Annotated in this window: 21 protein-coding genes; 13 read left to right on the top strand and 8 right to left on the bottom strand. The window is 66.2% G+C overall.

All coding sequences use genetic code 11. The annotated features are described in order from the left end of the window. Positions 1-245: 245 nt before the first annotated feature. The 3 genes from BLT73_RS07650 (at position 246) to BLT73_RS07640 (ending at position 4,273) form a co-directional block, all read left to right on the top strand. The gene (locus tag BLT73_RS07650) at positions 246-1,379 is read left to right on the top strand and encodes an ABC transporter substrate-binding protein (protein WP_090522471.1); all 1,134 of its coding nucleotides are present in this window, start codon (positions 246-248) and stop codon (positions 1,377-1,379) included. Positions 1,380-1,448: 69 nt separating this feature from the next. Continuing rightward, positions 1,449-3,182 carry an ABC transporter permease subunit gene (locus tag BLT73_RS07645; protein WP_090522469.1) on the top strand — a complete coding sequence of 578 codons (1,734 nt, stop codon included), beginning with the start codon at positions 1,449-1,451 and terminating at the stop codon, positions 3,180-3,182. A 23-nt stretch (positions 3,183-3,205) separates the two neighbouring features. Then, on the top strand, positions 3,206-4,273 hold the full coding sequence (locus BLT73_RS07640; protein ID WP_090522467.1) for an ABC transporter ATP-binding protein: 1,068 nt from the start codon (positions 3,206-3,208) through the stop codon (positions 4,271-4,273). Positions 4,274-4,825: 552 nt separating this feature from the next. Here BLT73_RS07640 and BLT73_RS07635 read toward each other — a convergent pair. The 3 genes from BLT73_RS07635 to BLT73_RS07625 all read right to left on the bottom strand — a co-directional run bounded on the left by BLT73_RS07635 (position 4,826) and on the right by BLT73_RS07625 (position 9,126). Further along, on the bottom strand, positions 4,826-6,451 hold the full coding sequence (locus BLT73_RS07635) for a long-chain fatty acid--CoA ligase (protein ID WP_090522465.1): 1,626 nt from the start codon (positions 6,449-6,451) through the stop codon (positions 4,826-4,828). Continuing rightward, on the bottom strand, positions 6,451-7,551 hold the full coding sequence (locus tag BLT73_RS07630; RefSeq protein WP_090522463.1) for an alpha/beta hydrolase: 1,101 nt from the start codon (positions 7,549-7,551) through the stop codon (positions 6,451-6,453). Before BLT73_RS07630 ends, BLT73_RS07635 begins: the two co-directional genes overlap by 1 nt. A 66-nt stretch (positions 7,552-7,617) precedes the next feature. Beyond that, positions 7,618-9,126 (bottom strand): flavin-containing monooxygenase, encoded by a 1,509-nt coding sequence (locus tag BLT73_RS07625; RefSeq protein ID WP_090522461.1) that lies wholly within the window; start codon positions 9,124-9,126, stop codon positions 7,618-7,620. Positions 9,127-9,255: 129 nt separating this feature from the next. Between BLT73_RS07625 and BLT73_RS07620 the strand changes: the two genes are divergently transcribed. The 10 genes from BLT73_RS07620 (at position 9,256) to BLT73_RS07575 (ending at position 20,091) form a co-directional block, all read left to right on the top strand. Next, positions 9,256-10,302 (top strand): AraC family transcriptional regulator, encoded by a 1,047-nt coding sequence (locus BLT73_RS07620; protein WP_090522459.1) that lies wholly within the window; start codon positions 9,256-9,258, stop codon positions 10,300-10,302. A 213-nt stretch (positions 10,303-10,515) separates the two neighbouring features. Further along, a complete protein-coding gene (locus BLT73_RS07615; RefSeq protein WP_245727164.1) occupies positions 10,516-11,499 on the top strand; it encodes an ABC transporter ATP-binding protein in 984 nt (327 codons plus the stop codon). After that, positions 11,496-12,596, top strand: coding sequence for an ABC transporter ATP-binding protein (locus tag BLT73_RS07610; protein ID WP_090522454.1), 1,101 nt, complete (start codon positions 11,496-11,498; stop codon positions 12,594-12,596). The genes BLT73_RS07615 and BLT73_RS07610 overlap by 4 nt, the downstream gene beginning before the upstream one ends. Continuing rightward, on the top strand, positions 12,593-14,095 hold the full coding sequence (locus BLT73_RS07605; RefSeq protein ID WP_090522452.1) for an ABC transporter substrate-binding protein: 1,503 nt from the start codon (positions 12,593-12,595) through the stop codon (positions 14,093-14,095). The genes BLT73_RS07610 and BLT73_RS07605 overlap by 4 nt, the downstream gene beginning before the upstream one ends. Before the next feature lie 103 nt (positions 14,096-14,198). Further along, a complete protein-coding gene (locus BLT73_RS07600; protein ID WP_090522450.1) occupies positions 14,199-15,143 on the top strand; it encodes an ABC transporter permease in 945 nt (314 codons plus the stop codon). Further along, positions 15,143-16,024 (top strand): ABC transporter permease, encoded by an 882-nt coding sequence (locus BLT73_RS07595; RefSeq protein ID WP_090522448.1) that lies wholly within the window; start codon positions 15,143-15,145, stop codon positions 16,022-16,024. Before BLT73_RS07600 ends, BLT73_RS07595 begins: the two co-directional genes overlap by 1 nt. A 15-nt stretch (positions 16,025-16,039) precedes the next feature. Next, positions 16,040-17,830, top strand: a complete 1,791-nt coding sequence (locus BLT73_RS07590) for a gamma-glutamyltransferase family protein (protein ID WP_090522446.1) — start codon at positions 16,040-16,042, stop codon at positions 17,828-17,830. Positions 17,831-17,833: 3 nt separating this feature from the next. Continuing rightward, positions 17,834-18,583, top strand: coding sequence for a DUF1028 domain-containing protein (locus tag BLT73_RS07585; RefSeq protein ID WP_090522443.1), 750 nt, complete (start codon positions 17,834-17,836; stop codon positions 18,581-18,583). Between the two features lie 4 nt (positions 18,584-18,587). Next, entirely contained in the window at positions 18,588-19,418 is an 831-nt protein-coding gene (locus BLT73_RS07580; protein WP_090522441.1) for a sulfite exporter TauE/SafE family protein, read from the top strand. Position 19,419: 1 nt separating this feature from the next. After that, the gene (locus BLT73_RS07575) at positions 19,420-20,091 is read left to right on the top strand and encodes a FadR/GntR family transcriptional regulator (RefSeq protein WP_090522439.1); all 672 of its coding nucleotides are present in this window, start codon (positions 19,420-19,422) and stop codon (positions 20,089-20,091) included. A gap of 94 nt (positions 20,092-20,185) precedes the next feature. Here BLT73_RS07575 and BLT73_RS07570 read toward each other — a convergent pair whose 3' ends face one another. The 5 genes from BLT73_RS07570 to BLT73_RS07550 are packed head-to-tail and all read right to left on the bottom strand — an operon-like array spanning position 20,186 to position 25,329. After that, positions 20,186-21,541 (bottom strand): FGGY-family carbohydrate kinase, encoded by a 1,356-nt coding sequence (locus BLT73_RS07570; RefSeq protein WP_090522437.1) that lies wholly within the window; start codon positions 21,539-21,541, stop codon positions 20,186-20,188. Next, entirely contained in the window at positions 21,538-21,852 is a 315-nt protein-coding gene (locus tag BLT73_RS07565) for an L-rhamnose mutarotase (protein ID WP_090522596.1), read from the bottom strand. The genes BLT73_RS07570 and BLT73_RS07565 overlap by 4 nt, the downstream gene beginning before the upstream one ends. Then, the gene (locus tag BLT73_RS07560; protein ID WP_090522435.1) at positions 21,852-22,853 is read right to left on the bottom strand and encodes an ABC transporter permease; all 1,002 of its coding nucleotides are present in this window, start codon (positions 22,851-22,853) and stop codon (positions 21,852-21,854) included. The genes BLT73_RS07565 and BLT73_RS07560 overlap by 1 nt, the downstream gene beginning before the upstream one ends. Next, a complete protein-coding gene (locus BLT73_RS07555) occupies positions 22,850-23,818 on the bottom strand; it encodes an ABC transporter permease (RefSeq protein ID WP_090522433.1) in 969 nt (322 codons plus the stop codon). The genes BLT73_RS07560 and BLT73_RS07555 overlap by 4 nt, the downstream gene beginning before the upstream one ends. After that, positions 23,815-25,329, bottom strand: coding sequence for a sugar ABC transporter ATP-binding protein (locus BLT73_RS07550; RefSeq protein WP_090522431.1), 1,515 nt, complete (start codon positions 25,327-25,329; stop codon positions 23,815-23,817). The genes BLT73_RS07555 and BLT73_RS07550 overlap by 4 nt, the downstream gene beginning before the upstream one ends. Positions 25,330-25,334 lie beyond the last annotated feature (5 nt).

Below are 25,334 nucleotides of genomic sequence, written 5' to 3'. Positions count from 1 at the left end.
CGCGCTCCCCTGACCCGCCTGGCTGAAAACACGCCGGTTTTGCTGAACCGTCCCCGCATCATGGACAGGGCTGCACGCCTGTTCGCCACACGATCTCGGCAAGAACACGCTGCCAAATTCACATAAAAGAACAAAAAAGACAGAAAATGTTTGATACTGTTTCTATCTGTGCTATTCCAGCTTGGTGCATGTCGCGCCGGGGCAGATGGCCCGCATGACGGCGCAAGAAACGGGAGGGAAGATTGATGGAACTGAAAGCGAAAGCCGGGATGAGCCGGCGCGCATTTGGCTTGTTGGGCGCCGCAGGCATCGCGCTGAGCGCGGCCGGAACCGCCGCTGCGCAGGAGTTGAAGGGCGAGGGCGAGGTCGTCGTCGCGCATTGGGGCGGCATCGACGGCGCCGCGGTGGAATCGCTCCTGCCGCAATTCACCGAAGACACCGGGATCAGCGTCGTCGGGGTCGAGGTCGGGGATGCAGATTACGGACCGAAGCTGGTTCTTCAGCAACGCACCGGCAATGCCGAATGGGACGTGGCGCTCGGCATGCTTGTCGATCATTTCCAGGCGGTAGATCAGGACGGCATGTTCGCGCCGCTCGACACGTCCCGCTGGGCACCCGAGGTGGTGGCCGCCTACCAGGACGCGGATCTTCTGGGCGCGAACTGGGCGGCCGGCCCGTCCGAGGGGCTGTGGCTGCTTTATGGCGACGCGCTCGCGGATAATCCCCCGACCTCCTGGGCGGATTTCTTCGATCTGGAGAAATATCCGGGCAATCGCGGCATGTCCGCGGGCGGCGCGGGGATCCTGGCGAATGTCCAGTACGCGCTGATCGCGGACGGCGTCTCGCCCGACGCGCTCTATCCGCTGGATGTGGACCGGGCGCTGGAAAAACTGTCGACCATCCGTGACAATCTCGTGCTGTGGGAAGCCTCGCCCAAGGGGATCGAGGCGCTTGTCGCCGGTGACGTTGTGATGGACTGGGCGTTCGGCCCGTCCGTGTTCCGCGCCCTCGATGCCGGTCAGCCGATCCATATGGCCATCGAGGGGTTGCAGACCGCGGTTGACCGCACCCGTGACGCGGTGCTGGCCAACGGCGCCAACCAGGACAACGCCCAGATCTTCTTGACCTGGTGGAAACAGCCCGAGATCCAGGCCGCTTACGCCGAAGCCACGAAGGGCGGGCTGATCGTGCCCATCGACAGCGTGATCGAAAAGGTCGACCCGGCGCTTCAGGGCAGCCTGCCGTTTTCGTCCGAATATGCCGATGACGCATTCTTCTTCCTGGACGATCCCTGGTATAACGACATCGACCCGGACACCGGCAAGACCAATCTGGACGGCGTGATCGCTGCCTTCACCGCTTGGCGGATCGGTCTCTGACGCCTGCCTCCCGCATGGGGCGGCATCCCGCCCCATGCCGCAAATTCACACGTGAACTCCGGATGTCAGATGAATTTCCGCGGCCTTCTTCCCGTCATTCCCCTCGTCATATTCATCTCGATCGCCTCGCTTCTGCCGATCGTCTATTTTCTTCTGAACGCGTTCCAGACGCCCGCTGGGGAGTTCACCCTGCGCGAAATCCGCAACGTCTTCAGCCAGCCCGCCTATCTGACCTCGATCTGGAACACGATCGAGATCGCGCTGCTGGTCGATCTGCTGATTCTCGCCCTCGCCTATCCGGTGGCGCTGACGATTCATCTGGCGCAGGGCTGGCGGCGGACCGTCCTGCTGATCTGCGTGCTGCTGCCCTTCTTCACCTCGGTTCTGGTGCGGACCTATGCCTGGTCGGTGGTGCTGGGGCTCGAAGGGCCGGTCAATGGCGCGCTCGTCGCGACCGGGATCCTGGATGAACCCTATCTGCTGGGCCACTCGACCATCGGAACGGTGATCGGGCTTGTCCATATCCTCATGCCGCCCGCGGTCCTGGCGATCTACACGATCATGGGCCGGATCGATTCGGATCTGATGGTGACGGCGAAAAGCCTCGGCGCCGGCAATCTGCGCGCCTTCTTCACCGTGTTCTTTCCGCTCAGCATGCCCGGCATCGTGCTGGGCGGGCTGCTGACCTTCGTGATGGCGCTGGGTGCCTTCGTGATCCCGCAGCTTCTCGGCGGCGTCGGCAACCTGATGTTCGGCCAGATCATCGTGCTGATCGCGACGGTCTCGCTCGACTGGAATTTCGCCTCGGCCATGTCGCTGATCTTCCTGATCCTTCTGGCCGTTCCGATCTACGGTCTCGTGCGGGGCGGCCAGTTCGGCGACGTGTCGGGGGAAGGGCGCGGCGACAAGCCCTCCCGCATCGCCCGCCTGCTGTCGCGCCTCCTTGCGCCCCTGGGCGCGATCATGGAGCGGCTGACCGCGCCGGTCCTGGCATGGCTCGACCGCGTCCCGGCCTCCGCCAGCGCCGGATTGCGCATCGCCGTCGCCCTCGCCGTGGTGGTCTTCTTGATCGTCCCAGAGGCCCTGATCGTCATCCTCTCCTTCGGCGACCCAGATTACCTGTCCTGGCCGCCCACCCAGCTCAACGGCGAGGCGTACGCTCTGTTCTTCCAGCAGGAGCCGTGGGTCCGCGCGCTGCGGCAAAGCGTCCAGTTCGGGGTGGTCACCATGATCGTATCGGTGCTGATCGGCTCGGTCGCGGCCTACGGCATCGTGCGCGGACGCTTCCCCGGAAAATCGCTCATCATCTCGCTGGCCCTGGTGCCGCTGATCCTGCCCGAGATCGTGCCGGCCATCGCCTATTACATCGCCGCATCCGCCTTCGGCGTCTCGGGCACCGCGGCGGCCATCGTCGCCGGGCAGGGGGTGACGGCGACGGCCCTGGTCCTGCTGGTGATGACCGCCGTGTTCCGCTCGCTCAAGGTCGATATCGAATATGCCGCGCGCGCCTGCGGCGCCGGCCCGGTGCGCGGCTTCGTCGATGTGGTGATCCCCCTCGTCTGGCCCAGCCTGATCGTCGCCTCGCTGTTCAGCTTCCTGAACGCCTTCGACAACCTGCTGATCCCGCTCTTCATGGGCGGCCGCTACCAGACCCTGCCGGTCTATATGTGGCTCCAGATGCGCGAGGCGACCAGCCCGATGATCACCGTCGTCGCCTCGATCATGATCCTGGTCGTGGTCCTGTTCGGCGTGCTGGCGAATTTCGCGCAGCAGCTTCAGGCGCGTCGCCTGGCGCAGCAGTAACACAGAGAGAAAGAGATATTGCGATGAGCGATGGTGTTGAAATCCTGGGCCTCAGCAAGCGGTATGGCGATTTCGTTGCGCTCGACGACGTGAACATGTCGATCCGCAACGGCGAGTTCGTGACCCTGCTGGGCCCGTCGGGCAGCGGCAAGACGACGCTGCTGCAGATGCTGGCGGGGCTCGGCACGCCAAGCGGCGGCGACATGCGCATCGGTGGCAAGAGCGTGGTGGCGCTGCCCATCGAGAAACGCGAGATCGGGCTGGTGTTCCAAAGCTACGCGCTGTTTCCGCACATGACCGTCGCCGGAAATGTCGGCTATCCGCTCAAGATGCGCGGCGTGGCGCGCGACGAGATCGCCCATCGCGTGAACGAGGTGCTGGAACTGGTGGAACTGTCCAAATTCGCAAAGCGCCGCCCGTCGGAACTGTCGGGCGGGCAGCAGCAGCGCACCGCCATCGCGCGCGCGCTCGTGTTCGAGCCGTCCGTCATGCTGCTCGACGAACCCCTCTCGGCGCTCGATCGCCGGCTGCGCGAGCATATGAAATTCGAGCTGCGCCGGCTGCACGACATGATCGGCACCACAACGATCTTCGTGACCCACGACCAGGACGAGGCCCTGGCCCTGTCGGATCGCATCGCCGTGCTCGATGGCGGCAAGCTTCAGCAATTCGGGACCGCCAACGAGATCTATCGCCAGCCCAAGACGCGCTTCATCGCCGAGTTCATGGGCGAGACGAACATCATCGACACCACCGTCAGGGCAGGGGAGGCCGGTCTCGTCGCCGAAGACGGCCAGGGACGCCGCATCGCCATCGGCCAGCCCGACGGGATCGGCGCGGGAATGAAACTCGCGCTCGGGATCCGCGCAGAGCAGATCTCGCTGAGCCGTGACGGTCCGGGTGCGGCTGACTGGACGGGCAGGATCAGGAACCGCTTCTTCCTGGGAAATTCCTATCGCTACATCATCGATTGCGCCCCGCACAGCTTCGTCGCGCAGGTCTCGGCACCCCATGCGGATGAAAGCCTGGCTCCCGGAGACACGGTCGCCCTGAACTGGACACCGGACTCGCTGCAATTGCTGCCGGCCTGATCCACGGGCCGGACGGCGGCAGGGGGGCGTCCTGGCGATTCACCGCGCCGTTCAGCATTCATGTCGTCGCGCAATGCGGTGACGATCTCTTTGTCCGTTCTGACGGTGCCCGATCCGTCGCTTGGCGACGCGTTTCCGCTCCGACACATGCGGGGTCGACCTGTCCAACCGCGCCGGTCCCGGATCGCGGGGCGGGCGTGATGGCGAGGCTCGGCAGATCGCAGGTTTTCGCTGGCGGAGGCGTTGACGGATGCACGGCCGGTGTACGGCCTGTGTACAGGCGGTGTACGCCATGTGCATAGGCGTATTTTGTAATTTCAATGGGTTACGAGATATAAGAGGGCTGCAACGCACGCAGCCGTTGCCACCCGCGCAAGAGCATGGCGCGAAACCTCTCGAACGCATCCTCGGCATCGCACGCACGACCCGGCCAACGACCTCTCACGCGGATGCAGCGTCGAGGATATCGTTGCCGCCGCAGCCGTCACGGTGGTCCAGTCACGGGCCTCCTGGGCGCGGGCCTGAAGCCGGCTCCGCACCCGCCGATCCCGCCTATGCGCTCTCGAGCAGGATCTCGCCGAAGCTCTCGCGCAGCCGGTTCTTGAGCACCTTGCCGGTGGCGCCGAGCGGCAGTTCGTCGACGAACACGACCCGGTCGGGGACCTGCCAACTGGCGACCTTGCCGTCATAGAACCCGATCAGCTCATCCTCGCTGATTTCGGCCTCAGCCGCGCGCACCGCGATCAGCACCGGGCGCTGATCCCATTTGGGATGGACCGCGGCGATGGCGGCGGCATTGGCGATGGCGGGATGGGCGATGGCGATGTTTTCCAGCTCCACCGTCGAGATCCATTCGCCGCCCGACTTGATGATGTCCTTGGAGCGGTCGCGGATGATCATGTAGCCATCCGCGTCGATCGTCGCCACGTCGCCGGTGTCGAACCAGCCATCCTCGGTCAGCGCGTTCCCGGACTGGCCGTAATAGCCCTCGACGATCCAGTGGCCGCGGATCTGCAGCGCGCCCTGGGTTTCGCCGTCATGGGGCAGAACCTGCCCGTCCTCGTCGACGATGCGCAGATCGACGCCCCAGGGCGGGCGGCCCTGGCCAAGGCGGATCTTCGCCTGCTCCTCCTCGGACAGATCTTCGTGCTTCTGCAGAAGCTGGTTCAGCGTGCCGAGCGGCGAAGTCTCGGTCATGCCCCAGGCATGGACCAGATCGACGCCATATTTGTCGCGGAAGGCCGGGATCATCGACGGCGGCAGGGCCGATCCGCCGACCACCGTGCGGGTCATGCTGGCGGCGGTCGCCCCGGTCTTTTCCAGCCCGGCGAGCAGTCCCATCCAGATCGTCGGCACGCCGAGAGAGATCGTCACCCCCTCGGCGTCGATCAGCCGGGCCAGGCTTTCGCCGTCGAGCTTCGGGCCCGGCAGCACCAGCCGGCATCCGGCCTGCGCGGCGATATAGGGCACCCCCCAGGCATTGACATGGAACATCGGCACCACCGGCATGACGGTGTCGCGCGCCGACAGCGCCAGCCCGTCGGGCTGGTTGCCGCCGATGGAATGCAGCACGATGGCGCGGTGGGAATATTGCACGCCCTTGGGATTTCCGGTCGTCCCAGAGGTATAGCACATCGCCGCGGCGGCGCGCTCGTCGATCTCGGGCCAGGCGTGGTCGGGATCGCCGGTCTCCAGCAACTCGTCATAGAACAGCAGCCCGTCCAGCTTGGTCGCCGCCGCCTCGTCGCGCGCTCCGAGCAGCACGAAATGTTGCACGCTGTCCAGATGGGCGCGGATCGGCGCGACAAGCGGCAGGAACGTGGCGTCGAACATCAACACCTCGTCGCCGGCATGGTTGGCGATATAGGCGACCTGTTCCGGGGTCAGGCGCGGGTTCATGGTGTGGGTCACGCGCCCGCCAGCCGCCACGCCGAAATAGATCTCCAGATGGCGGCGGTTGTTCCAGGCAATCGTGCCCACCCGCGCGCCCGGCGACACGCCGAGCCGGTCGAGCGCCGAGGCCAGGCGGCGGGCATTGGCCGACACCTCGCCCCAAGTGCTGCGCGCCACCTCGCCCGTGGTTTCCACCGAGACCACCTCGGTCGCGCCGTGGAATCGCGCGGCGTGGTCGATCAGCGAGTTTACCGAAAGTTGTTCATACATCATTTGGCCGGTCATCAGACTATTCCTCCCCTGGCTGCTTGGCGGGATTCTCCGCGCTCGGTTTCGCAGCATGTGCGAACATAACGCGCGAGTCGCCGGATCGCATCATCGGCCTCGGTGAAATGTCGTCCGAGACTGACAAATCCGTGGATCATCGTCGGGTATTCATACAACTCCACCGCACGCCCCCCCGCCGCCAGCCGGTCGCGCAGAAACTCGGCGCCCGGACGCAGCGGGTCGAACCCCGCGGTCAGGATCAGCGTCGGCGGCATGTGACGCAGGCCGTCCTCGTCAAGCGCGGGTGACATGGTCGGATCGGTCGCCTCCACCCGCCCGGCGGTGTAGGTTTTCTTGAACCATTCCAGCACCGAGACCCCGAGAAGCAGCTCCATCCCTGCCAGCGCCTGTTCCGCCTCGTCCTGCAAGGTCACCCGCGCGGCGGGATAGGCGAGCGCCAGTGCTGCGGGCTGGTTGTCCTGCGGCGTGGCGGCCGCATGGTTGGCGACCACCAGGGCCAGCCCGCCGCCCGCGCTGTCACCCGACAGCGTCACCCGTTCCGGGTCGATCCCCAGCCGGTCCGCATTCTGCTGCACCCATGTCCAGCTGTCGCGCGCATCCTCGACCGGGGCGGGCCAGGGATGCTCCGGCGCGAGCCGGTATTCGACCGACAGCAGGCGATGGCCGCTGAGCTTGGCCAGCCGGCGGCAGATGGGATCATATCCAGCCACGCTCCCCAGAACATAGCCGCCGCCGTGGAAGAACAGGATCAGCGGGCCGCCATCCGCCACGCCGTCAGGCGAATAAAGGCGTCCGGTCAGGCTGCGATCGGCCAGCGGCATGGCGATGTCGCGCGTGCCGACCCCGCCCGTATCGGCAAAGCCCGACCGCGTGCCGAGCGCGTCGAAGAACTCGCGGAACGCGGTCAGCCTGGCCTCAGTGGCCGGAATGCGCAGCGAGGTGAAGAACCGCCCGGCGACCTGCGCGCGGGGATCGACGCGCCTGCCGTCCCATTTGGCGCGCCGGCCGGTGACCAGCAATCTCGCGACGGCGGCGGGCGTCAGCCCCAGCGACAGATCGCCCATTCTTGCCATGAATTTATTGGCTGTCAGAAACATGATGATCCTCCCGGATCTCTTTGGGGCGGCCGGTATTGGGTGCGCGCCCCGTTAAGGTCCAAGGGCCTATTCGGCCGCGATGCCCGAGATGTCGGCCGGGCGGGTCGCTGCCTTGGTGCGGGGCAGGTTCTTCGAGAAGCGCAGCACCCCGTCCTTCAGCCGCGAATTGCGGATGAAGAACCAGTCCTTGTAGGGGTTCTGATAGACCCGGAACGGCTCGTCCTGCGCGATCTTGGGAAGCAGGTCGCTGCCGCGCTGCACATAGCCGGAGGTGAGTTTCAGCATCGGCAACGCGTCCGCCCGGCTCTCGTCCAGCTCCGGCACCACGATGCGCTGCCCGGTGCGGCGCATATGGTTCAGCACCCGCGTCAGGTAATGCGCGATCATATCGGCCTTGGCCGTCCAGGGGTTGTTCGTATAGCCGACGAAATAGACCAGGTTCGGCACGTTCGCGAACATCAGCCCGCGATAGCTGGTGAGCTGACCCGAGGCGAGTTCGACCCCGTCGCGGATCATCTTCATGCCCCCGAAGAAGCGCAGCTTCAGCCCGGTTGCCGGCACGATGATATCGGCCTCGACCTCCTCGCCGGATTTCAGCCGGATGCCGGTCTCGGTGATCCGGTCGATATGGTCGGTCTTGACCGAAGCCTTGCCGTCGCGGATCGCGCCGAAGAGATCATTGCCCACGGTCGAACAGAGCCGCTGCTCCCACGGGTTGTAGCGCGGGTTGAAATGCTGCTCGGTATAGGCCCGGTCGCCGCCGAGAAGCCCGGTCATGTGACGCAAGAAGAAGCGGCGCATCATCTGCGGGTAACGCTGGCACAGTGCGAAGATGACGTTGTTCAGCGCCAGGTTGCGACCGCGCACCAGACGTGCACCCAGCTGACCCGGCAGCCAGTCGATCAGCAGACCGGCGGTCTTGTCATTGACCGGCCAGTTGAAGACATAGCTGGGCGAACGCTGGATCATCGTCACATGGGCGGCCTTGTCCGCCATGGCCGGCACGATGGTCACCGCCGTCGCCCCGCTGCCGATCAGCGCGACTTTCTTGCCGCTGTAATCCAGATCCTCGGGCCAGAATTGCGGATCGGCAACGACGCCCTTGAAATCCTCCATCCCGTCGAAATCGGGGCGGTAGCCCTTTTCGTAATTGTAGTATCCCGTAGCCATGACCAGGAAACGGGCGGTCAGGGTGAATTGCTCGGTGCCGTTGCGTGTGCCGCTGACGGTCCATTGCGCCGTCTCGCTGTTCCACTCCACCGACTCGATGCGATGCCCGAACCGGATCTTGCGGCGAAGGCCGAATTCCTCGACCACATCGGCCAGGTAGCTGCGAATATCCTCGCCGCTGGCCAGCCGCTTGGATTTGCGCCAGGGCCGGAAATCGAAGCTGAACGTGTGCATGTCGCTGTCCGAGCGGATGCCGGGATAGCGGAACAGATCCCACGTCCCGCCAATGGCCTCGCGGCCTTCGAGGATGACGTAATCCGTGCCTTTCGACTTGCGTTCGATGTTGCAGGCGGCCCCGATGCCGGAAATGCCTGCGCCGATGATGACGACCTCGCGATGTTCCATGTGAACTCCTCCCTGTTGATCCAAGGCTCTCACCGGTCGGCGGTTCTGGTAAGGATCGAACCGGACAAAAAATTGACAATTCGCGCCAGATTAGCTTGAATTGCCCATTATGACGCAAGGGAACGCAGCATGGCGGAGCGGCGGATCATCCGGATCGAGAACCTGGTCACGCCGAAGCGGCGTGCCTTCGGCATCCTGCTGCATCTCCATGAGGTTGACCGCCAGGGCGGCGACACCAAGGCGCTGATCCGGGGCTCCGGCCTGCCCGACGCGGTGATGTCGGACCCGGACATGCTCATCGACATCACGGTCGAGCGCCGGTTCCTGGAACGGCTGATGCAGACCGAATACCGCGATGTGACTCCGCTGGAGGCTGGATTGGCCATCGGCGCCAGCACAGATATCAGCATGTTCGCCCCGATCAGCAATGCGGCGAAATTTGCCGGCAATTGCCTGGAGGGCCTGTCGATGTTCCTGCGCTTTCCCGAGCTCGTCTGGTCGAATTGCTGCGTGGCCTTCGGTGAGACGGATGACGAGGAGTTCATCGAATTCGTCCCCGAAACACGCAGCGAGGCGCTCGACGCGTTCTCCGCCGCGCGCGACATGGCCTCGACGCTGGGATTCATCTTCGGCTTCTATCCGCAGGCGCCGCCGCCCCTGGCGATGGAGTTCCAATACGATCACGGCGTCATTCACCGCAGCCTGCCCGAACGTCTCTCCGGCTATCTGCGGTTCGGCTGCGAACGCAACCAGCTTCGCATGCCGAAGGGTTTCTGGATGCATCGGCCGGCCACCGCCAGTGCCGCGATGTTCCGGTCGCTGGAAATGGCGATCATGCGTCAATTGCCGGTGCTGCGCAAAAAGGACAGCATCGCCCAGCTTGTGACGCGGCAGTTGCAGGCACTGGATCCCATCGCCTCGCTGGAGGAGGTCGCCGGCCAGCTTGGCCTGACCGCACGCACGTTGAGCCGGCGACTGTCCGAGGAGGGTGCCAGCTTCAGCGCGCTGCAGGACGAGGTGATGATCGGCAGGGCCAAGCTGTATATCCGCCACAGCGATCTGAGGCTGTCGCAGATCTCGGATCTTCTGGGCTACTCCGAGCCCGGCGCCTTCACGCGCGCGTTCAAGCGAATGACGGGTGCGTCGCCGAAGGACTGGCGGGGCGCGCGAATTTAGGCACAAGCCGTGTCGCGTATTCCGGCAAGACGTGCAGCGCCGCGACATGTGCGATTTCAGGAGATTGACAAGGGCTGGCGCGCGTGACGGCCTGACGCCGCTGTTGCGGGCTGCAGCCGCCGGACCGGATCCCCTGTCCCGCCCCCTTGCAATCCGTCGGCGAACATGCATTCTGAACCAATCCTGAATTGGTTCACGCGATGGGGGCGCGCTGTGACACGGGCTGACGAGCTGATCTCTCTGACCGATCTGACCATTCGCGTTCCCGGATATGAGCGACCGCTGGTGGACGGCGTGGGCTTGTCGATCCGCCGCGGCGAGACGCTCTGTGTCGTCGGTGAGTCCGGCTGCGGAAAGAGCCTGACCTCACTGGCGCTGATCGGCCTGCTGCCGCCTGCGCTGCAGCGTGGGGTGTCAGGGCAACTCGGCTTCGACGGCGACCGCATCGCGCTTGACGATCAGCGCGGGCTGTCGCGGCTGCGCGGCCGCAATGTCGGGATGATCTTTCAGGAGCCGATGTCCAGCCTCAACCCGGCGCACCGCATCGGCGAACAGATCGCAGAGGCCTGGCGGCGCCACAATCCCGGTGACGGGCAGGCGCAGGCGGTCGAGATGCTGCGCCGCGTCGGCATTCCCGCGCCCGAGCGGCGGATGCGCGACTATCCGCATCAGCTTTCGGGCGGGATGCGCCAGCGGGTGATGATCGCCATGGCGCTTGTGAACAGTCCCGACCTGCTGATCGCGGATGAGCCGACAACGGCGCTTGACGTGACCATCCAGGCACAGATCCTCGAATTGATCGGGTCGTTGCAGGCGGGCGGCGAGATGGGGGTGATGCTTATCACCCATGATCTCGGCGTGGTGGCCGAGGTGGCGACCAATGTGGCGGTGATGTATGCCGGCCGCGTGGTCGAAAGCGGCCCGGTCGAGGCCATTTTCGGGGACCCGCAGCATCCCTATACGATCGGGCTGATGTCCTCGGTTCCGGCGCTGCGCGGGCCGCGCACACGGCTGGCCTCTGTCCCCGGTATCGTGCCGTCGATCGAGACCATGCCGCCGGGATGCCGGTTCGCGACCCGCTGCCCCTTCGCGCAGCCGCGCTGTGCCGACACCCCGCCATCGGCCGAAATCGCGCCCGGCCACAGCGTCGCCTGTCATTTCGCACCGCTGGACGAGCGGCTGGCGGGTGCCGCATGAACGAGGCGATGATCGAGGCGCGCGGGCTGTCGAAATCCTTCGAGATCGGGGGCGGGTTCCTGAAAGCGCCCCGTCACCTGCACGCGGTGGATGCCGTCGACCTGACCGTCGCGCGGGGAGAGACATTTGCCATCGTCGGCGAATCGGGCTGCGGCAAGTCGACGCTGGCGCGGCTGCTGATGCGGCTGCACGAACCCAGCGACGGCTCGGTCCGCGTCGCCGGCCACGAGATCGCCCGGATCAGCGGGCAGGAATTGCGCGCGCTGCGCCGCGATGTGCAGTTCATCTTCCAGGATCCGTTCTCCTCGCTCAATCCGCGGCTGACCGTGGCCCGGCTGGTGGGCGAACCGCTGGAGGCGCATCGGCCCGAACTGGACTCCGCGGCGCGTCGGGCCGAGGTGGCGCGGTTGCTGGCGCAGGTGGGGCTGCGGCCGGAGCATATGGACCGCTACCCGCATGAGTTCAGCGGCGGGCAGCGCCAGCGGATCGGGATTGCGCGCGCGCTCGCCTCGGGGCCGAAACTGCTGATCGGGGACGAGCCGGTCAGCGCGCTCGATGTCAGCGTGCAGGCGCAGGTGGTCAATCTGCTGGCCGATCTGCGCGATGAGCTGGGGTTGACGCTGGTGGTGATCGCCCATGACCTCGCCGTGATCCGGCAGATGAGCGACCGCGTGGCGGTGATGTATCTGGGCCGCATCGTCGAAAGTGGCCCGACCGACGCGATCTTCACGCGGCCGCGCCACCCCTATACACGCGCGCTTCTGGCCGCGATTCCGGGTCCGGAAGGCGGCGGGCAGGGCGCGTCGCTGACCGGCGAGACGCCAAGCCCGATGGACCCGCCTTCGGGATGCCATTTCCGCACGCGCTGCCCCCATGCCGCCGAGATATGCGCCGGATCGCGCCCGCCCACGGAAACGAGCGATTCCGGCACAAGCATCGCCTGCTTCAGATGGCGCGAGATCGCGGAGGGTGGCGACGACATGCCGCCTCCCCCGGCACGCAGCGCGGGCGCAGAGCGACGATTTCACCTCTACCGGCAGGCGCTCGCCGCGAAAGACAAGACGGATAAAAACCAACAGGAAGGACAACAGCCATGACATTCCGCAGCACATTCCTCATCGCCGCCCTGCTCGGCTCGACGGCCCTTGCCGCGCAGGGACAGACCTTGCGCATCGGTCTGGAAAGCGATCCCGACGCGCTCGACCCCGACCGCAGCCGGACCTTTGTCGGCCGCATCGTGTTCACCGCGCTCTGCGACAAGCTGATCGACGTGACGCCGGATCTGGAGCTGGTCCCCCAGCTCGCGACGGAGTGGACGGTCAGCGAGGACGGGCGCAGCGTGGACATGATGCTGCGCGAGGGCGTGGTGTTCCATGACGGCACCCCCTTCGACGCCGAGGCGGTGAAGGCCAATATCGAACGCTCTCAGACGCTGGACACGAGCGTGCGCAAATCCGAGGTCAGCTCTATCGAGGAGGTCGAGGTGGTCGATACGCATCACGTGAGGCTGAACCTGTCCGCGCCCGATGCGCCGCTGCTGGCGCAACTGGCCGACCGGTCCGGGATGATGATCTCTCCGGCCAGCTTCGACAGCGACGTGGCGGCCAACCCGGTCTGCTCGGGTCCGTTCAAATTCGTCAGCCGCGTGGCGCAGGACCGAATCGAGCTGGAGAAATTCGAGGATTACTGGAACGCCGACGAGATCTCGCTCGACGGCGTGACCTATCTGCCGATCCCGGATTCGACGGTGCGGCTTGCCAATCTGCAATCCGGCGATCTTGACCTTATCAACCGGCTGGCGGCGACCGATGTGGAGGCGGTCGAATCGAGCGACAGCCTGACCTATGAGCGCGCCGACGGTCTGGGCTATCAGGGCATCACCTTCAACACCAGTAATGGCGCCAAGTCGGACAACCCGTTCGGGCAGGACGCGCGCCTGCGCCAGGCCCTGTCGCTGACCATCGACCGCAATGCGATCAACCAGGTCGTGTTCGCCGGGCTGAACGCGCCGGCGAGCCAGTTCTCCTCGGCCGTCAGCCCCTATTTCGACGAGGCCTATCCGGTGCCGGAACGTGACGTCGAACAGGCCCGCGCATTGCTGGCCGAGGCGGGCTACGAGGACGGGCTGTCGCTGGAGATGCAGTTCCCGAACATGCCGGTCAGCCAGCAGGTGGTGCAGATGATCCAGGCCATGGCGGCCGAGGCCGGCATCCAGATCAACCTGACCGCAAAGGAATTCGCCACCATGCTGTCGGATCAGGCGGCGGGCGATTTCCAGGCCAGTCAGGTCGGCTGGTCGGGGCGGATCGACCCCGACGGCAATATCTACGGCTTCGTCACCACCGGCGGCGGGTTCAATGACGGCAAATACGCGAATGAGGAGGTGGACCGCATCCTTGCCGAAGCGCGCACCGTCAGCGATCTGGAGGAGCGCAAGGAACTGTATCATCAGGCCAACCAGATCCTGATGGAGGATCTGCCGCTGTTCTACCTGTATAACGATGCCTGGCTCTACGGCGTCTCGAACGATGTCGAAGGCTTCAGCCCCAGCCCGGACGGGATGATCCGCCTGGAAGGCGTGACGCTGAGCGAATGAGCCACCGGGCCGGGGCGGTGCACGCCGCCCGGTCCCTGCCGCATGACCGCGCCCGTGCCGCCGTGCCGGCGGCCGGGCCATCCCACCCGAGAAGGCGCAATTGATGCTGTCCTATATCGCCCGCCGCCTGCTGGTCTCGATCCCGACGCTGATCCTGGTGTCGATCTTCGTCTTTGCGCTGCAGCAGCTTCTGCCCGGCGATCCGGTGCTGGCGCTTGCCGGAGAGGATCGCGACCCCGAGACGCTCGACCGGCTGCGCGAGCTCTATCACCTGAACGACCCGATCTGGATGCAGTATCTTCGCTGGATCGGGGGCGTGCTGCAGGGCGATTTCGGCCAGTCGATCCGCACCGGGCTGCCGGTGGCGGACATGATCGCCTCGAAACTGCCGGTGACCATCCAACTGGCGGTGATGTCGATGATCTTCGCGGCGCTGATCGGCATCCCGGCGGGGATCATCTCGGCGGTGAAGAAGGGGACGATCACCGATTATGTCGCCAATATCGTCGCGCTGTCGGGGCTGTCGCTGCCGAATTTCTGGCTCGGCATCATGCTGATCCTGCTGGTGTCGGTCCGCTGGCAGCTTCTGCCTGCCTCGGGTTACGTCCCGCTGACCGAGGATCCGCTGCAATCCATTCGCACCATGCTGATGCCGGCCTTCGTGCTGGGCACCGCGCTTGCCGCCTCGCTGATGCGGCACACGCGGTCGTCGATGCTGGGCGTGTTGCGGCAGGATTACATCCGTACCGCCCGCGCCAAGGGGCTGGGGGAGCGGACCGTGGTCATGCACCATGCCTTTCGCAACGCGCTGACCCCGGTGGTCACGCTCGCTGCGCTGCTATTCGGAGAGCTGATCGCGGGCGCGGTGCTGACCGAGCAGATTTTCACCATTCCCGGATTCGGCAAGATGGTGGTCGATGCCGTGTTCAATCGCGATTATGCGGTGGTGCAGGGCGTCGTGCTGGTCACGGCAATGGGCTTCATCCTGATGAACCTCGTCGCGGACGCCGCCTATGTCATGCTGAACCCCCGGTTGAAGGCAGGCTGATGACAGAGGCTGCAACCCATAACGCCACCGCCGCCGCCCCGATCCGCAAGCCGCGCAGCCGGGTCTGGGGCAAGTTGCTGGCCCATCGCAGCGCCATGTTCGGCGCAGCACTTGTCAGCGTCTTCATCCTGCTGGCGCTCGCCGCCCCGATCCTGCCGCTGGCCGATCCCGCTGCCGCCGACTGGGCGGCGATCCGTCAGCCGCCCTCGGCCGCGCATTGGTTCGGCACGGACGAGTTGGGCCGCGACCAGCTTTCGCGGATGATCTGGGGCGCGCGCGCCTCGCTGATGGCGGGGGTGGTGTCGGTTGCCATCGCGATCGCCATCGGCGTGCCGCTGGGGGTGATCGCCGGCTATTTCGGCGGCTGGACCGATGCGATCATCTCGCGCTGCACCGAGGCGCTGCTGGCCATGCCGTTCCTGATCCTGGCCATCGCGCTCGCCGCGTTTCTGGGGCCGTCCCTGACCAACGCGATGATCGCCATCGGCATTGCCGCCACCCCGGTCTTCATCCGGCTGACGCGCGGCCAGGCGATCAATGTCACCGCCGAGGATTACGTCGAGAGCGCGCACGCCATCGGGCTGTCGACCCCGGTGATCCTGCGCCGCTATATCTTTCCGAACGTGCTGCCGCCGGTGCTGGTGCAGGCGACGCTGACCGTGGCGAGCGCCATCATCGCCGAGGCGTCGCTCTCCTTTCTCGGGCTTGGCCAGCAACCGCCCGCGCCAAGCTGGGGGGCGATGCTCAATGTCGCGAAGGGGTTCATGGCGCAGGCCCCCTGGATGGCCGTCTGGCCGGGCATCGCGATCTTTCTGGTCGTACTTGGCTTCAACCTGCTGGGCGACGGGCTGCGCGATGCGCTTGACCCGCGCGAAGACTGATGAACAGGACAGGATATGACTGATTTTACCACCCGCCCCGATATTCGCGGCACGTTCGGCACCGTCAGCTCGACCCATTGGCTCGCCTCGGCGGCCGGGATGGGCATTCTGGAGAAGGGCGGAAATGCCTTTGACGCGGCGGTCGCAACCGCGCTCGTGCTGCAGGTGGTCGAGCCGCATCTGAACGGGCCGGGCGGTGACATGCCCGCCCTCATTCATCTGGCAGAGACCAGCGAGACGCGCGTCCTCTGTGCCCAGGGCGTGGCGCCGCAGGGCGCGACGATGGATCATTACCGCAGCCATTTCGGGCAGGGTCTGATCCCCGGCTCCGGCCTGCTGGCGACGGTCGTGCCGGGGGCGTTTGACGGCTGGATGCTGATGCTGCGCGACCATGGCAGCATGGACCTGGCCGAGGTCATGGCCCCCGCCACCGCCTATGCGCGCGACGGCCATCCGGTGCTGCCGCGTGTGGCCAACACGATTGCCGGGCTGGCCGATTTCTTCCGCACGGAATGGCCGACAAGCGCTGCGACATTCCTGCCCGGCGACACCCCGCCCGCGCCGTGGGCGCTGTTCCGCAACCCTGATCTGGCCGCCTGCTATCAGCGTGTTGCCGATGAGGCGGCGGGCGAGACCCGAGAAGCCCGCATCGATTCCGCCCGCGCGGCCTGGTCAACGGGTTTCGTGGCCGATGCGATCTGCGACTATCTGGACCGCGCGGAGGTGATGGATGTGTCCGGCAGCGCACATCGCGCAGTGCTGTCGCGCGATGATCTGGCCGGCTGGCAGGCGACATGGGAGGATCCGGTCTCCATCGACTATCACGGCTGGACGGTGCACAAGACCGCGCCCTGGTCGCAAGGCCCGGTGCTGTTGCAGACGCTGCAGATCCTCAAGCAGTTCAACCTTGCCGCGATGGACCCGCTCGGCGCGGAGTTCGTCCACACGGTGATCGAGGCGATGAAGCTCGCCTATGCCGACCGGGAGGCGTATTACGGCGACCCCGACCATTTCGACATTCCGCTGGAGCGATTGCTGTCCGACGACTACGCCGCCGAGCGTGCGTCGCTGATCGGCCCGCGCGCCAACTGGGAGCAGCGCCCCGGCCGGATCGCCGGGCTGGAGCATCTGGCCGAGGATGCGGTGACGCGCGCTGAAACCGATTTCAACGCCGCCCGCGGCGCAAGCGCGGGCGAGCCGACCATGTCGCATCTGACCGAGCGCCGGGGCGATACGGTGCATCTCGACGTGATCGACCAGTGGGGCAACATGGTCAGCTCGACCCCGTCGGGCGGCTGGCTGCAATCCAGCCCGGTGATCCCCGGCCTCGGCTTCCCGCTCAACAGCCGGGCGCAGATGTTCTGGCTGCGCGACGGCCTGCCCTCGTCGCTAAAGCCCGGCGCCCGGCCGCGCACCACGCTGACCCCGTCGCTGGCAGAAAAAGACGGCACACGGATCGCCTTCGGCACGCCGGGCGGCGATCAGCAGGATCAGTGGCAGCTCATCTGGTTCCTGCGCCATGTCCATCACGGGTTCGGCATGCAGCAGGGCATGGACGCGCCGCTGTTCCATACCGAGCATTTCCAGTCCAGCTTCTATCCGCGCGAGGCCCGGCCCGGCTCGCTGATGATCGAACCGGAGTTCGGAGAGGCGGTCATCGACGATCTGCGCACGCGCGGCCATGAGATCAGCGTGGCCGAGCCGTGGAGCATCGGGCGGCTGACCGCCGCGCGGCGCGATGCGGATGGGGTTATGACGGCGGTGGCAACGCCAAGATTGATGCAGGCATATGCGGTGGGGCGCTGAGAGATGACATATTCCATTGTGGCACGCGACACGAATACCGGGGCCATCGGCATCGCCGTGGCCAGCCGGTTCTTCGCCTGCGGCGCGCTTGTGCCGTTTATCGGTCCGTCGGCGGCAATCGCGACGCAGGCTTTCGTGAACCCGGTCTGGGGCAGCGAAGGCTTGCGCCGGCTGGAAGCAGGGGAATCCGCTCAGGCCGTGCTGGACGATCTGATCTCGCGCGATGAAGGCGCCAGCCATCGTCAGGCGCACCTGATGGACCGGGACGGGCGCTTTGCCGTCCATACCGGCGCGGACTGCATCGACTGGGCGGGCCATGTCGCGGGCGAAGGGTTCACGGTTGCGGGTAATATGCTGGAAGGCCCTGCGGTGGTCGAGGAGACGGCGCGGGTGTTCGCAAAGCGCCGCGATCTGGGCTTTGCCGAGCGGCTGCTGACCGCGATGGATGCGGGCGAGGCCGCGGGCGGCGACAAGCGCGGCCGGCAGGCGGCGGGTCTGCGGATCCATCGTGGCGAGGCGCATCCCTGGCTGGATCTGCGCGTCGATGACGATGCCGATCCGCTGGCCGAGCTGCGCCGGCTGCTGGATGTGGCCTCCGAGCAATATCTGCATTTCTACGAGCTTCTGCCCACCGCCGCCGCCTTCAGCGGCAATCCCGAACGCGCCGAGATCGAGCGCCGCGTGGCCGAGGATCAGGCGCAACGCAAGGCCGAGAACCGCCCCAGCCAGTCGCGCGCGACCTCGAAGGGCTGAGCGGATGGAGGGCATCACCACCGCCGCGCTGATCGAGCTGGCCGCGGTCGCCATCGGCGCGGGCGTGGCCGGTGGTATTCTGGCCGGGCTGTTGGGAGTGGGGGGCGGGATCGTCATCGTCCCGGCGCTGTATTTCGCGCTGACACTCGCCGGGATGGACCCGGAGCTGACGATGAAGGTCGCGGTCGGCACCTCGCTTGCGACGATCGTGTTCACCTCGCTCGCCTCCGGTCTTGGCCATCACCGGCGGGGCGCCATCGACACCGATCTGCTGAAACTCTGGGCGCCCTGGATCCTGCTGGGCGTCGTGGCAGGCAGTCTGCTGGGCGGCTATGTGTCGGGCAACGTGCTGATCGCCGTGTTCGCGACCGTGGCGCTTGCCGTCTCCGCCGACATGATCCTGCGCAAGGGGCGCGCCGATCCCGAGCCGAAGGGGTTCTCGCGCCCGGTCTGGGCTCTGTTCGGTGTCTTCACCGGCACGATCAGCGCGATGATGGGGATCGGCGGCGGCACCATCGGGGTGCCGCTGCTGAACTTCCTCGGCTACGACATCCGCCGCGCGGTCGGCACCTCGGCTGCAATCGGTTTCATCATCGGTCTTCCGGGTGCGCTGATCTATGCCGCGACCGGGCAGGGGCAGGCCGGGCTGCCGCCTTTCTCCATCGGCTATGTCAATTTGCTGGCGGCGGTGGTCATCATCCCGCTGACCACGACCTTCTCGCAGCTCGGCGTGAAGCTGGCCCATTCCATCCCGCGCCGCGCGCTCAGGCTGGCTTTCGGGGCGTTCCTGCTGCTGACCGCGCTGCGCATGTTCGTCGATCTGTTCAGCGGCTGAGATGATGCAGGCCTCGGACAAGGACGATCTACAATCGGTGATCGAGGCGCTGCGCCCGCTCTTGTCGGCGGCGCTGCGCGAGGGGGGGCGGCTGCCGCCGGAACGCAGCCTGGCCGAACGACTTGGCATTCCGCGCCGCCAGTTGCGCATGGCGCTCGATGCGTTGCAGCAATCGGGCGTGGTGTTCCGGCGTCACGGGCGCGGCACGTTCGTCGTGCCGCCGCCCCATCCCGACCGCAGCCGCCACCGTCTGCTGGCCGGACGGCTGACGCTGAACCAGCTCATGGATGTGCGCTATCAGGTCGAGCCGCGCCTGGCGGAACTGGCTGCAATCCATTGCAGCGAGGCCGAGAAGCAGACGCTTGGCCTGCTTATGCAGAAGACCCGCGACGCCACGCGCCCGCGCGATTACGATCTTGCCGATGCGGTGTTCCATTACCGGATTGCGGAACTGTCGCAGAACGCGCTGTTCCTGGAAATCTACGAGCTGATCCGGGAGTTTCGCCGCGACGAGGGCTGGCGCGAGCGACGTGCGGAAACCAATGTGCCCGAAGTGCTCGCGGAACTCGGTCAGCAGCATCAGCGCATCTTCGACGCCATTGCCAGGAGCGAACCCGAGGAGGCCGGCGCGGCCGTGCGCGACCATCTGGGCTTCGTCGCCTCCAAGCTGTAGCGAGCCTTGTCCGCGCGCGCCAATTCACGGAGCGAATGACGGCAGAGGGAAACGGCAAGGCCCGGACCCGCCTGCGTCAATCGCGGAAACGGCCTCAACCTGCCGCGTCGCGCCACGCGGCTGCATAGCGGGCCAACGCATCCGCATCCTGGGGTCGCCCTGCCGTCCGCGTCCGCGGCGGATCGGCGTAGTCCACGCAAAGCAGCGCCGCCCCGGCCGAGGTGCCGGTGGCAGACTCCGCGATCTCCACGCCCTCGCCGCGCAGCACCGAGAGCATATCGACATAATCCCGGTTGCGGGCGAACGGCCCCTCGACGATGGCCGGGCCGCGCGCGCCGATCAGGCGCAGGCAGGCATCGGTCATCAGCGCCAGATACCAGGACAGGGCGAGCATCCGCTGGCCGTCACCGGCGATCGGCGCGGTCCAACGCATCTGCTGCCCCCGAAACGGGCCCGATCCCGGCTCGACTGCCGGCAGGATCATCAGCCCGGATTCCAGCACGCAAGCGCGGTCATCCTCGGTTGGATGCAGCTCGCCGCCGGCGCGGATGATCTCGAATTCGCGCCCGCCCATGAACCGGGCCGAGGGCACCGGCTGGCCGAACGCGTTCACATTGACCAGAACATCCCGCGCCGGGTCCAGGCTAACCGGGTCGCCGCCGATGGCCATTGCGACCACCCAGGTTCCGGTCGAGACGACCGAGAAGGGGGCCTGGCGACCGAGGAGATGGGGATAGAGCGAGGCGTTGCTGTCATGGATGCCGACCGCCACCGGCGTGGCGACGGGCAGGCCGGTCATGGCCGCGATCTCTGGCCGCAACAGACCCAGCACCTCGTCCGCGCGGCGCGCCGGGGCGATCTTGCCCGCAAGACTGAGCCGCGCGACCAGATCCGAGAACCTGCCCTGCCACGGATCCCACAGATCGGTGTGGCAGCCAAGCGAGGTGACGTCGCTGGCCCGTTCGCCGGTCAGGCGCAGGCCCCAATATTGCGGATAGGTGACGATCTGCGCGATGCGGCTCGCGAGATCGGGATGGGTGGCCAGCAGCCAATGCAATTGCGCGCCGAGATTCAGTCCCGCCGGCAAGGGCGGCGATCCGGTTTGTGCGAAATCCGGGCGCAGCGCGTCATAGCTGCCGCGCAGTGCATCGGGGCCGGGATGTTCGTAATCCAGCATCGGCACCGCGACATCGCCCGCCGCATCCAACAGCACCGCCGCCGCACCGTGAGTGGTGACGGAGATCGCGTCTATGCCGTATTCGGAATGAAACGCGGCGAGGTGCTGCAGGAAGAATTGCCAATGCCCGTCCAGATCGACATGCGGCCAGGGCGGGCCGGGCAGCGGCAGGTTGGGACGCGTGACCACCGCCATCTCGGCCAGTGTGTCTGCATTGACCAAGGCCAGCTTGGCATTGGTCTTGCCGATATCGATCACGGCCACATGGCTCATGGCAGATGGAACATCGGGATCAGCGGGACAGCCAGCGGCGCATTGTCGGGGCCGGTATCCATCAGATCGGCCATATGCGCCCACCACTTCTGCATGACCGGGTGGTGCGGCAGGTCGTCCATACCGTGATCCTCCGCGCGCCAGAGCACCGCGAACAGGGCGTGTGTGTCAGGGTCGAGATGGATCGAGTAATCGCTGATTCCCGCATCCTTCAGCAGATCCGCCAGTTCGGGCCAGATCGCGTCGTGGCGTCGGCGGTATTCCTCTGCGCAGCCCGGATGCAACTGCATGCGAAAGGCGTATTTCTGCATCATCTCCTCCGCAGCATGGTCCACAGCCGCGGCAGGGCGATGACCCCGATCAGCAACAGCCCCATGATGATCGACATGACAATGCCGGGCACGTTCATCAGGCCCAGGCCGAATGTGACCAGCCCCATGACCAGGGCCGCGATCACGACGCCGGGGATGGAGCCGGACCCGCCCAGGATGCTGACCCCGCCCAGGACCACGATGGTCACGACCTCCAGTTCGAACCCCGCCGCGATGCTTGGCCGGGTCGAGCCGAGGCGCGAGGTCAGGCAGATGGCGGCAATCCCGCTCATCAGCCCGGTCAGCAGGAACAGAATGAACTTGACCCTCTCGACCCGGATGCCGCTGAACCGTGCCGCCGTGGCATTGTTGCCGATGGCATAGACCATGCGCCCGAAATTGCTGCGGTGAAGCACCAGCCAGAAGATCAGCGCCGCGAGGGCGAAGATCACCAGCTCGACGGTGATGACCCACCAGACATAGCCCTGCCCGAACCATGCAAAGCCGGCCGGGTAGCCGGTGAAGGCGCTGTCCCCCAGGACGATATAGGAGATGCCGCGGAACAGGCTCATCGTGCCGATGGTGACAACGATCGAGGGCAGCCCGAACCGCGCCACCAGCACCCCGTTGAACGCGCCGCAGGCGAGCCCGGTGCCGAGCCCGACGAGCACCAGCACCGGCGCTTGTGCCCCTGCGGTCATCGCCAGCCCGATCGCGGTGGAACACAGCGCGATGATCGCGCCGACCGACAGGTCGATCTCGCCCGAGATGATGAGCAGCGCCATGGCAAAGGCGATCATCGCCTTCTCGGTGAAATTGAACGTCGCGTCGCTGAGATTCCACGGATCGAGGAAATAGGGCGATGCCAGCGCGTTCAGGATGAAGATCCCGACCGCGACGATCAGCAGCAGCATCTCCCAGCTTTTCAGCGCACGGCTCAGCGGGCTTTGCAGGCGGTCGGGGATGTGACGCGTCGTGCGGTCGGGGGTTGTGTCGCTCATGTCCGGTGCTCCGCCTGTTTCAGGATGATCCGGCCCGGATCACGCTTGCGAGCGTTGAAGGCGATGGCGATCAGGATGGCGCTGCCGGAGATCGCCATCTGCCAGAAGGGCGAGATGCCGACCACCGGCAGGGCGTTCTTGATGATGCCGAGAAACAGCGCCCCCATGACGCAGCCCGCCACCGTTCCGGCCCCGCCCGCGATGGCAATCCCGCCGATGACGCAGGCCGCGACCACGTCCAGCTCGAACCCCCCGGCGATATCGACATAGGCGACAGCGTAGCGGGCCACCCAGAGATAGCCGGTCAGCCCCGCGAGCGCCCCGGCGATCACGAAAGCCGCGAATTGCGTGCGCCCGACCGAGATGCCGGTATAGACCGCCGCGTGCGGATTGCCGCCCACCGCATAGAAGGCACGGCCGAGCGGGGTGCGTGTCATCACCACCGCCATCACCGCGACCACGGCAATCGCGATCCAGGCCATCACCGGCAATCCGAGGAACACCGCGCGCGGAAAGGCCTTGAAGCTGGCGCTCATCTGATGCGCATTGATCCAGGCCCCGCCGGTCAGCAGGAAGATCGTGCCGCGATAGATGGTCATGGTGCCGAGCGTCACGACGATGGACGGGATCCCCAACAGCCAGACCAACGCGCCGTTTGCCGCGCCGAGCGCCGCGCCGAGCGCGAGCACCGCCAGCAGGATCAGCGGCAGCGGCACGCCCATCCCGTCCATCAGCGCCGCGATCATCCCGCACAGCGCCAGGTTGGCCGCGACCGACAGATCGATGCACTTGGTCAGGATGACGACCATCTGGCCAAGCGCCAGCAGGATCAGCGGCGAGGTGTCGGTGAACACGCCGGCCAGGTTGCGCGGCGCCACGAAGCCGGGAAAGCGCGAGGCGATGACCGCCAGCAGCAGAAGCATGGCCAGGGCGAGGATCGCCTCACGCGACTTCAACAGGCTCATGCCGCCTCTCCCTCGATCCCGACGGCGGCGCGGACGAGGTTTTCGGGGGTCATCTCGTCGCCCTCGAACTCCGCGGCGATGCGGCCCTCGCGCATCACGATCACACGGTCCGACATGCCCAGGATCTCCGGGATCTCGCTGCTGACCATGATGACGGCGAGCCCTTCGGCCGCCAGCTCGGACATGAAATCATGCACTGCTGCCTTGGAGCCGATATCGATGCCCTTGGTCGGCTCGTCCAGGATGATGACCCGCGGCCGCGTGGCCAGCCATTTCGCGATGACGACTTTCTGCTGATTGCCGCCCGAGAGCAGCGCGACATCCTGATCCAGCGACGCGGCGCGCAGGTCCAGCCGTTGCGTGTATGTCCGGGTCAGGGCGAATTCCTCGGCCAGGCGCAGGAACCCGTTGCGGCTTGTGTCCTTCAGCGAGGGCAAGGTGACGTTCTGAAAGATCGGCAGACCCTTGACCGCGCCCTGCCGGCCGCGATCCTCGGGGACATAGACAATGCCGGCCCGAACGGCCTGTGCCGTGCTGCGGATGACGCGCACATCCTCGCCGATGCGGACGGCGCCTTTCGAGGGCTGGGTGATGCCGAACAGCGCCTGCATCACCTCAGACCGGCCGGCGCCGACCAAGCCGTAGAAGCCGAGGATCTCGCCCTCGTGCAGGGTAAAGCTGATCCCGTCGAACTCCGTTGGGTGGCAATATCCCGCGACGGTCAGGGCGGGCTTGCCGATCCGGGCCGGGCGCTTGGGATAGATCTGATCGACATTGCGGCCGACCATCAGGCGCACCAGCTCCGCCTCGCGCGTGCCCGCCATCACGCCTTCACCCACGAACTGCCCGTCGCGAAACACCGTCCAGCGGTCGGCGATGCGGAAGATCTCGTCGAATTTATGGCTGATGAACAGGATTGCCTTGCCCTGACGCTTCAGCTTCTCGACCAGCTCATAGAGCTCCGCGATCTCCTTGTGCGACAGCGCCGCGGTGGGCTCGTCCATGATGACCACGCGGGCATCGATGGACAGCGCGCGGGCAATCGCGACCAGGTGTTTCGAGGCGATGCCGAGATCCAGCAGCTTGACGCTCGGGTTCAGATCGGCGCCGATGCTGGTCAGGATGTCGCGCGCGCGCCGCGTCATCTCGGCCCGGTCGATCAGCCCGAACCGCCCGCGCGGCGCGTGACCGATGAAGATATTCTCGGCCACGGTCATTTCGTCGAACAGGACCGTTTCCTGATGGATCGCGGTCACGCCCGCGTCACCGGCGGCCTGGGCCGTAGGAAAGCGCGTCTCGACGCCATCGACGATGATCTGCCCCTCATCCGGCTGATAGATGCCGGTCAGCGTCTTCACGATGGTCGACTTGCCGGCCCCGTTTTCGCCGATTAGCGCGGTGACCTGACCCGGATAGAGATCCAGCCGCACACCGTCGAGGGCGCGCACGCCGGGGAATGTCTTGACGATGCCGCGCAGCGACAGCACCGGCGCATCGGTTTCAGCCAGCATGGGAA

Source organism: Paracoccus isoporae, assembly GCF_900101865.1.
GTDB lineage: Bacteria > Pseudomonadota > Alphaproteobacteria > Rhodobacterales > Rhodobacteraceae > Paracoccus > Paracoccus isoporae.
The sequence above is the reverse complement of the archived record's forward strand: the minus strand, read 5'-3'. Positions and strand labels throughout refer to the sequence as shown.

Excerpts from the sequence above, each read along its gene's own strand:
- BLT73_RS07650 (WP_090522471.1), top strand. The coding sequence starts at position 246 with ATGGAACTGAAAGCGAAAGCCGGGATGAGCCGGCGCGCATTTGGCTTG.
- BLT73_RS07645 (WP_090522469.1), top strand. The coding sequence starts at position 1,449 with ATGAATTTCCGCGGCCTTCTTCCCGTCATTCCCCTCGTCATATTCATC.
- BLT73_RS07640 (WP_090522467.1), top strand. The coding sequence starts at position 3,206 with ATGAGCGATGGTGTTGAAATCCTGGGCCTCAGCAAGCGGTATGGCGAT.
- BLT73_RS07635 (WP_090522465.1), bottom strand. The coding sequence starts at position 6,451 with ATGACCGGCCAAATGATGTATGAACAACTTTCGGTAAACTCGCTGATC.
- BLT73_RS07630 (WP_090522463.1), bottom strand. The coding sequence starts at position 7,551 with ATGTTTCTGACAGCCAATAAATTCATGGCAAGAATGGGCGATCTGTCG.
- BLT73_RS07625 (WP_090522461.1), bottom strand. The coding sequence starts at position 9,126 with ATGGAACATCGCGAGGTCGTCATCATCGGCGCAGGCATTTCCGGCATC.
- BLT73_RS07620 (WP_090522459.1), top strand. The coding sequence starts at position 9,256 with ATGGCGGAGCGGCGGATCATCCGGATCGAGAACCTGGTCACGCCGAAG.
- BLT73_RS07610 (WP_090522454.1), top strand. The coding sequence starts at position 11,496 with ATGAACGAGGCGATGATCGAGGCGCGCGGGCTGTCGAAATCCTTCGAG.
- BLT73_RS07605 (WP_090522452.1), top strand. The coding sequence starts at position 12,593 with ATGACATTCCGCAGCACATTCCTCATCGCCGCCCTGCTCGGCTCGACG.
- BLT73_RS07600 (WP_090522450.1), top strand. The coding sequence starts at position 14,199 with ATGCTGTCCTATATCGCCCGCCGCCTGCTGGTCTCGATCCCGACGCTG.
- BLT73_RS07595 (WP_090522448.1), top strand. The coding sequence starts at position 15,143 with ATGACAGAGGCTGCAACCCATAACGCCACCGCCGCCGCCCCGATCCGC.
- BLT73_RS07590 (WP_090522446.1), top strand. The coding sequence starts at position 16,040 with ATGACTGATTTTACCACCCGCCCCGATATTCGCGGCACGTTCGGCACC.
- BLT73_RS07585 (WP_090522443.1), top strand. The coding sequence starts at position 17,834 with ATGACATATTCCATTGTGGCACGCGACACGAATACCGGGGCCATCGGC.
- BLT73_RS07580 (WP_090522441.1), top strand. The coding sequence starts at position 18,588 with ATGGAGGGCATCACCACCGCCGCGCTGATCGAGCTGGCCGCGGTCGCC.
- BLT73_RS07575 (WP_090522439.1), top strand. The coding sequence starts at position 19,420 with ATGATGCAGGCCTCGGACAAGGACGATCTACAATCGGTGATCGAGGCG.
- BLT73_RS07570 (WP_090522437.1), bottom strand. The coding sequence starts at position 21,541 with ATGAGCCATGTGGCCGTGATCGATATCGGCAAGACCAATGCCAAGCTG.
- BLT73_RS07565 (WP_090522596.1), bottom strand. The coding sequence starts at position 21,852 with ATGCAGAAATACGCCTTTCGCATGCAGTTGCATCCGGGCTGCGCAGAG.
- BLT73_RS07560 (WP_090522435.1), bottom strand. The coding sequence starts at position 22,853 with ATGAGCGACACAACCCCCGACCGCACGACGCGTCACATCCCCGACCGC.
- BLT73_RS07555 (WP_090522433.1), bottom strand. The coding sequence starts at position 23,818 with ATGAGCCTGTTGAAGTCGCGTGAGGCGATCCTCGCCCTGGCCATGCTT.
- BLT73_RS07550 (WP_090522431.1), bottom strand. The coding sequence starts at position 25,329 with ATGCTGGCTGAAACCGATGCGCCGGTGCTGTCGCTGCGCGGCATCGTC.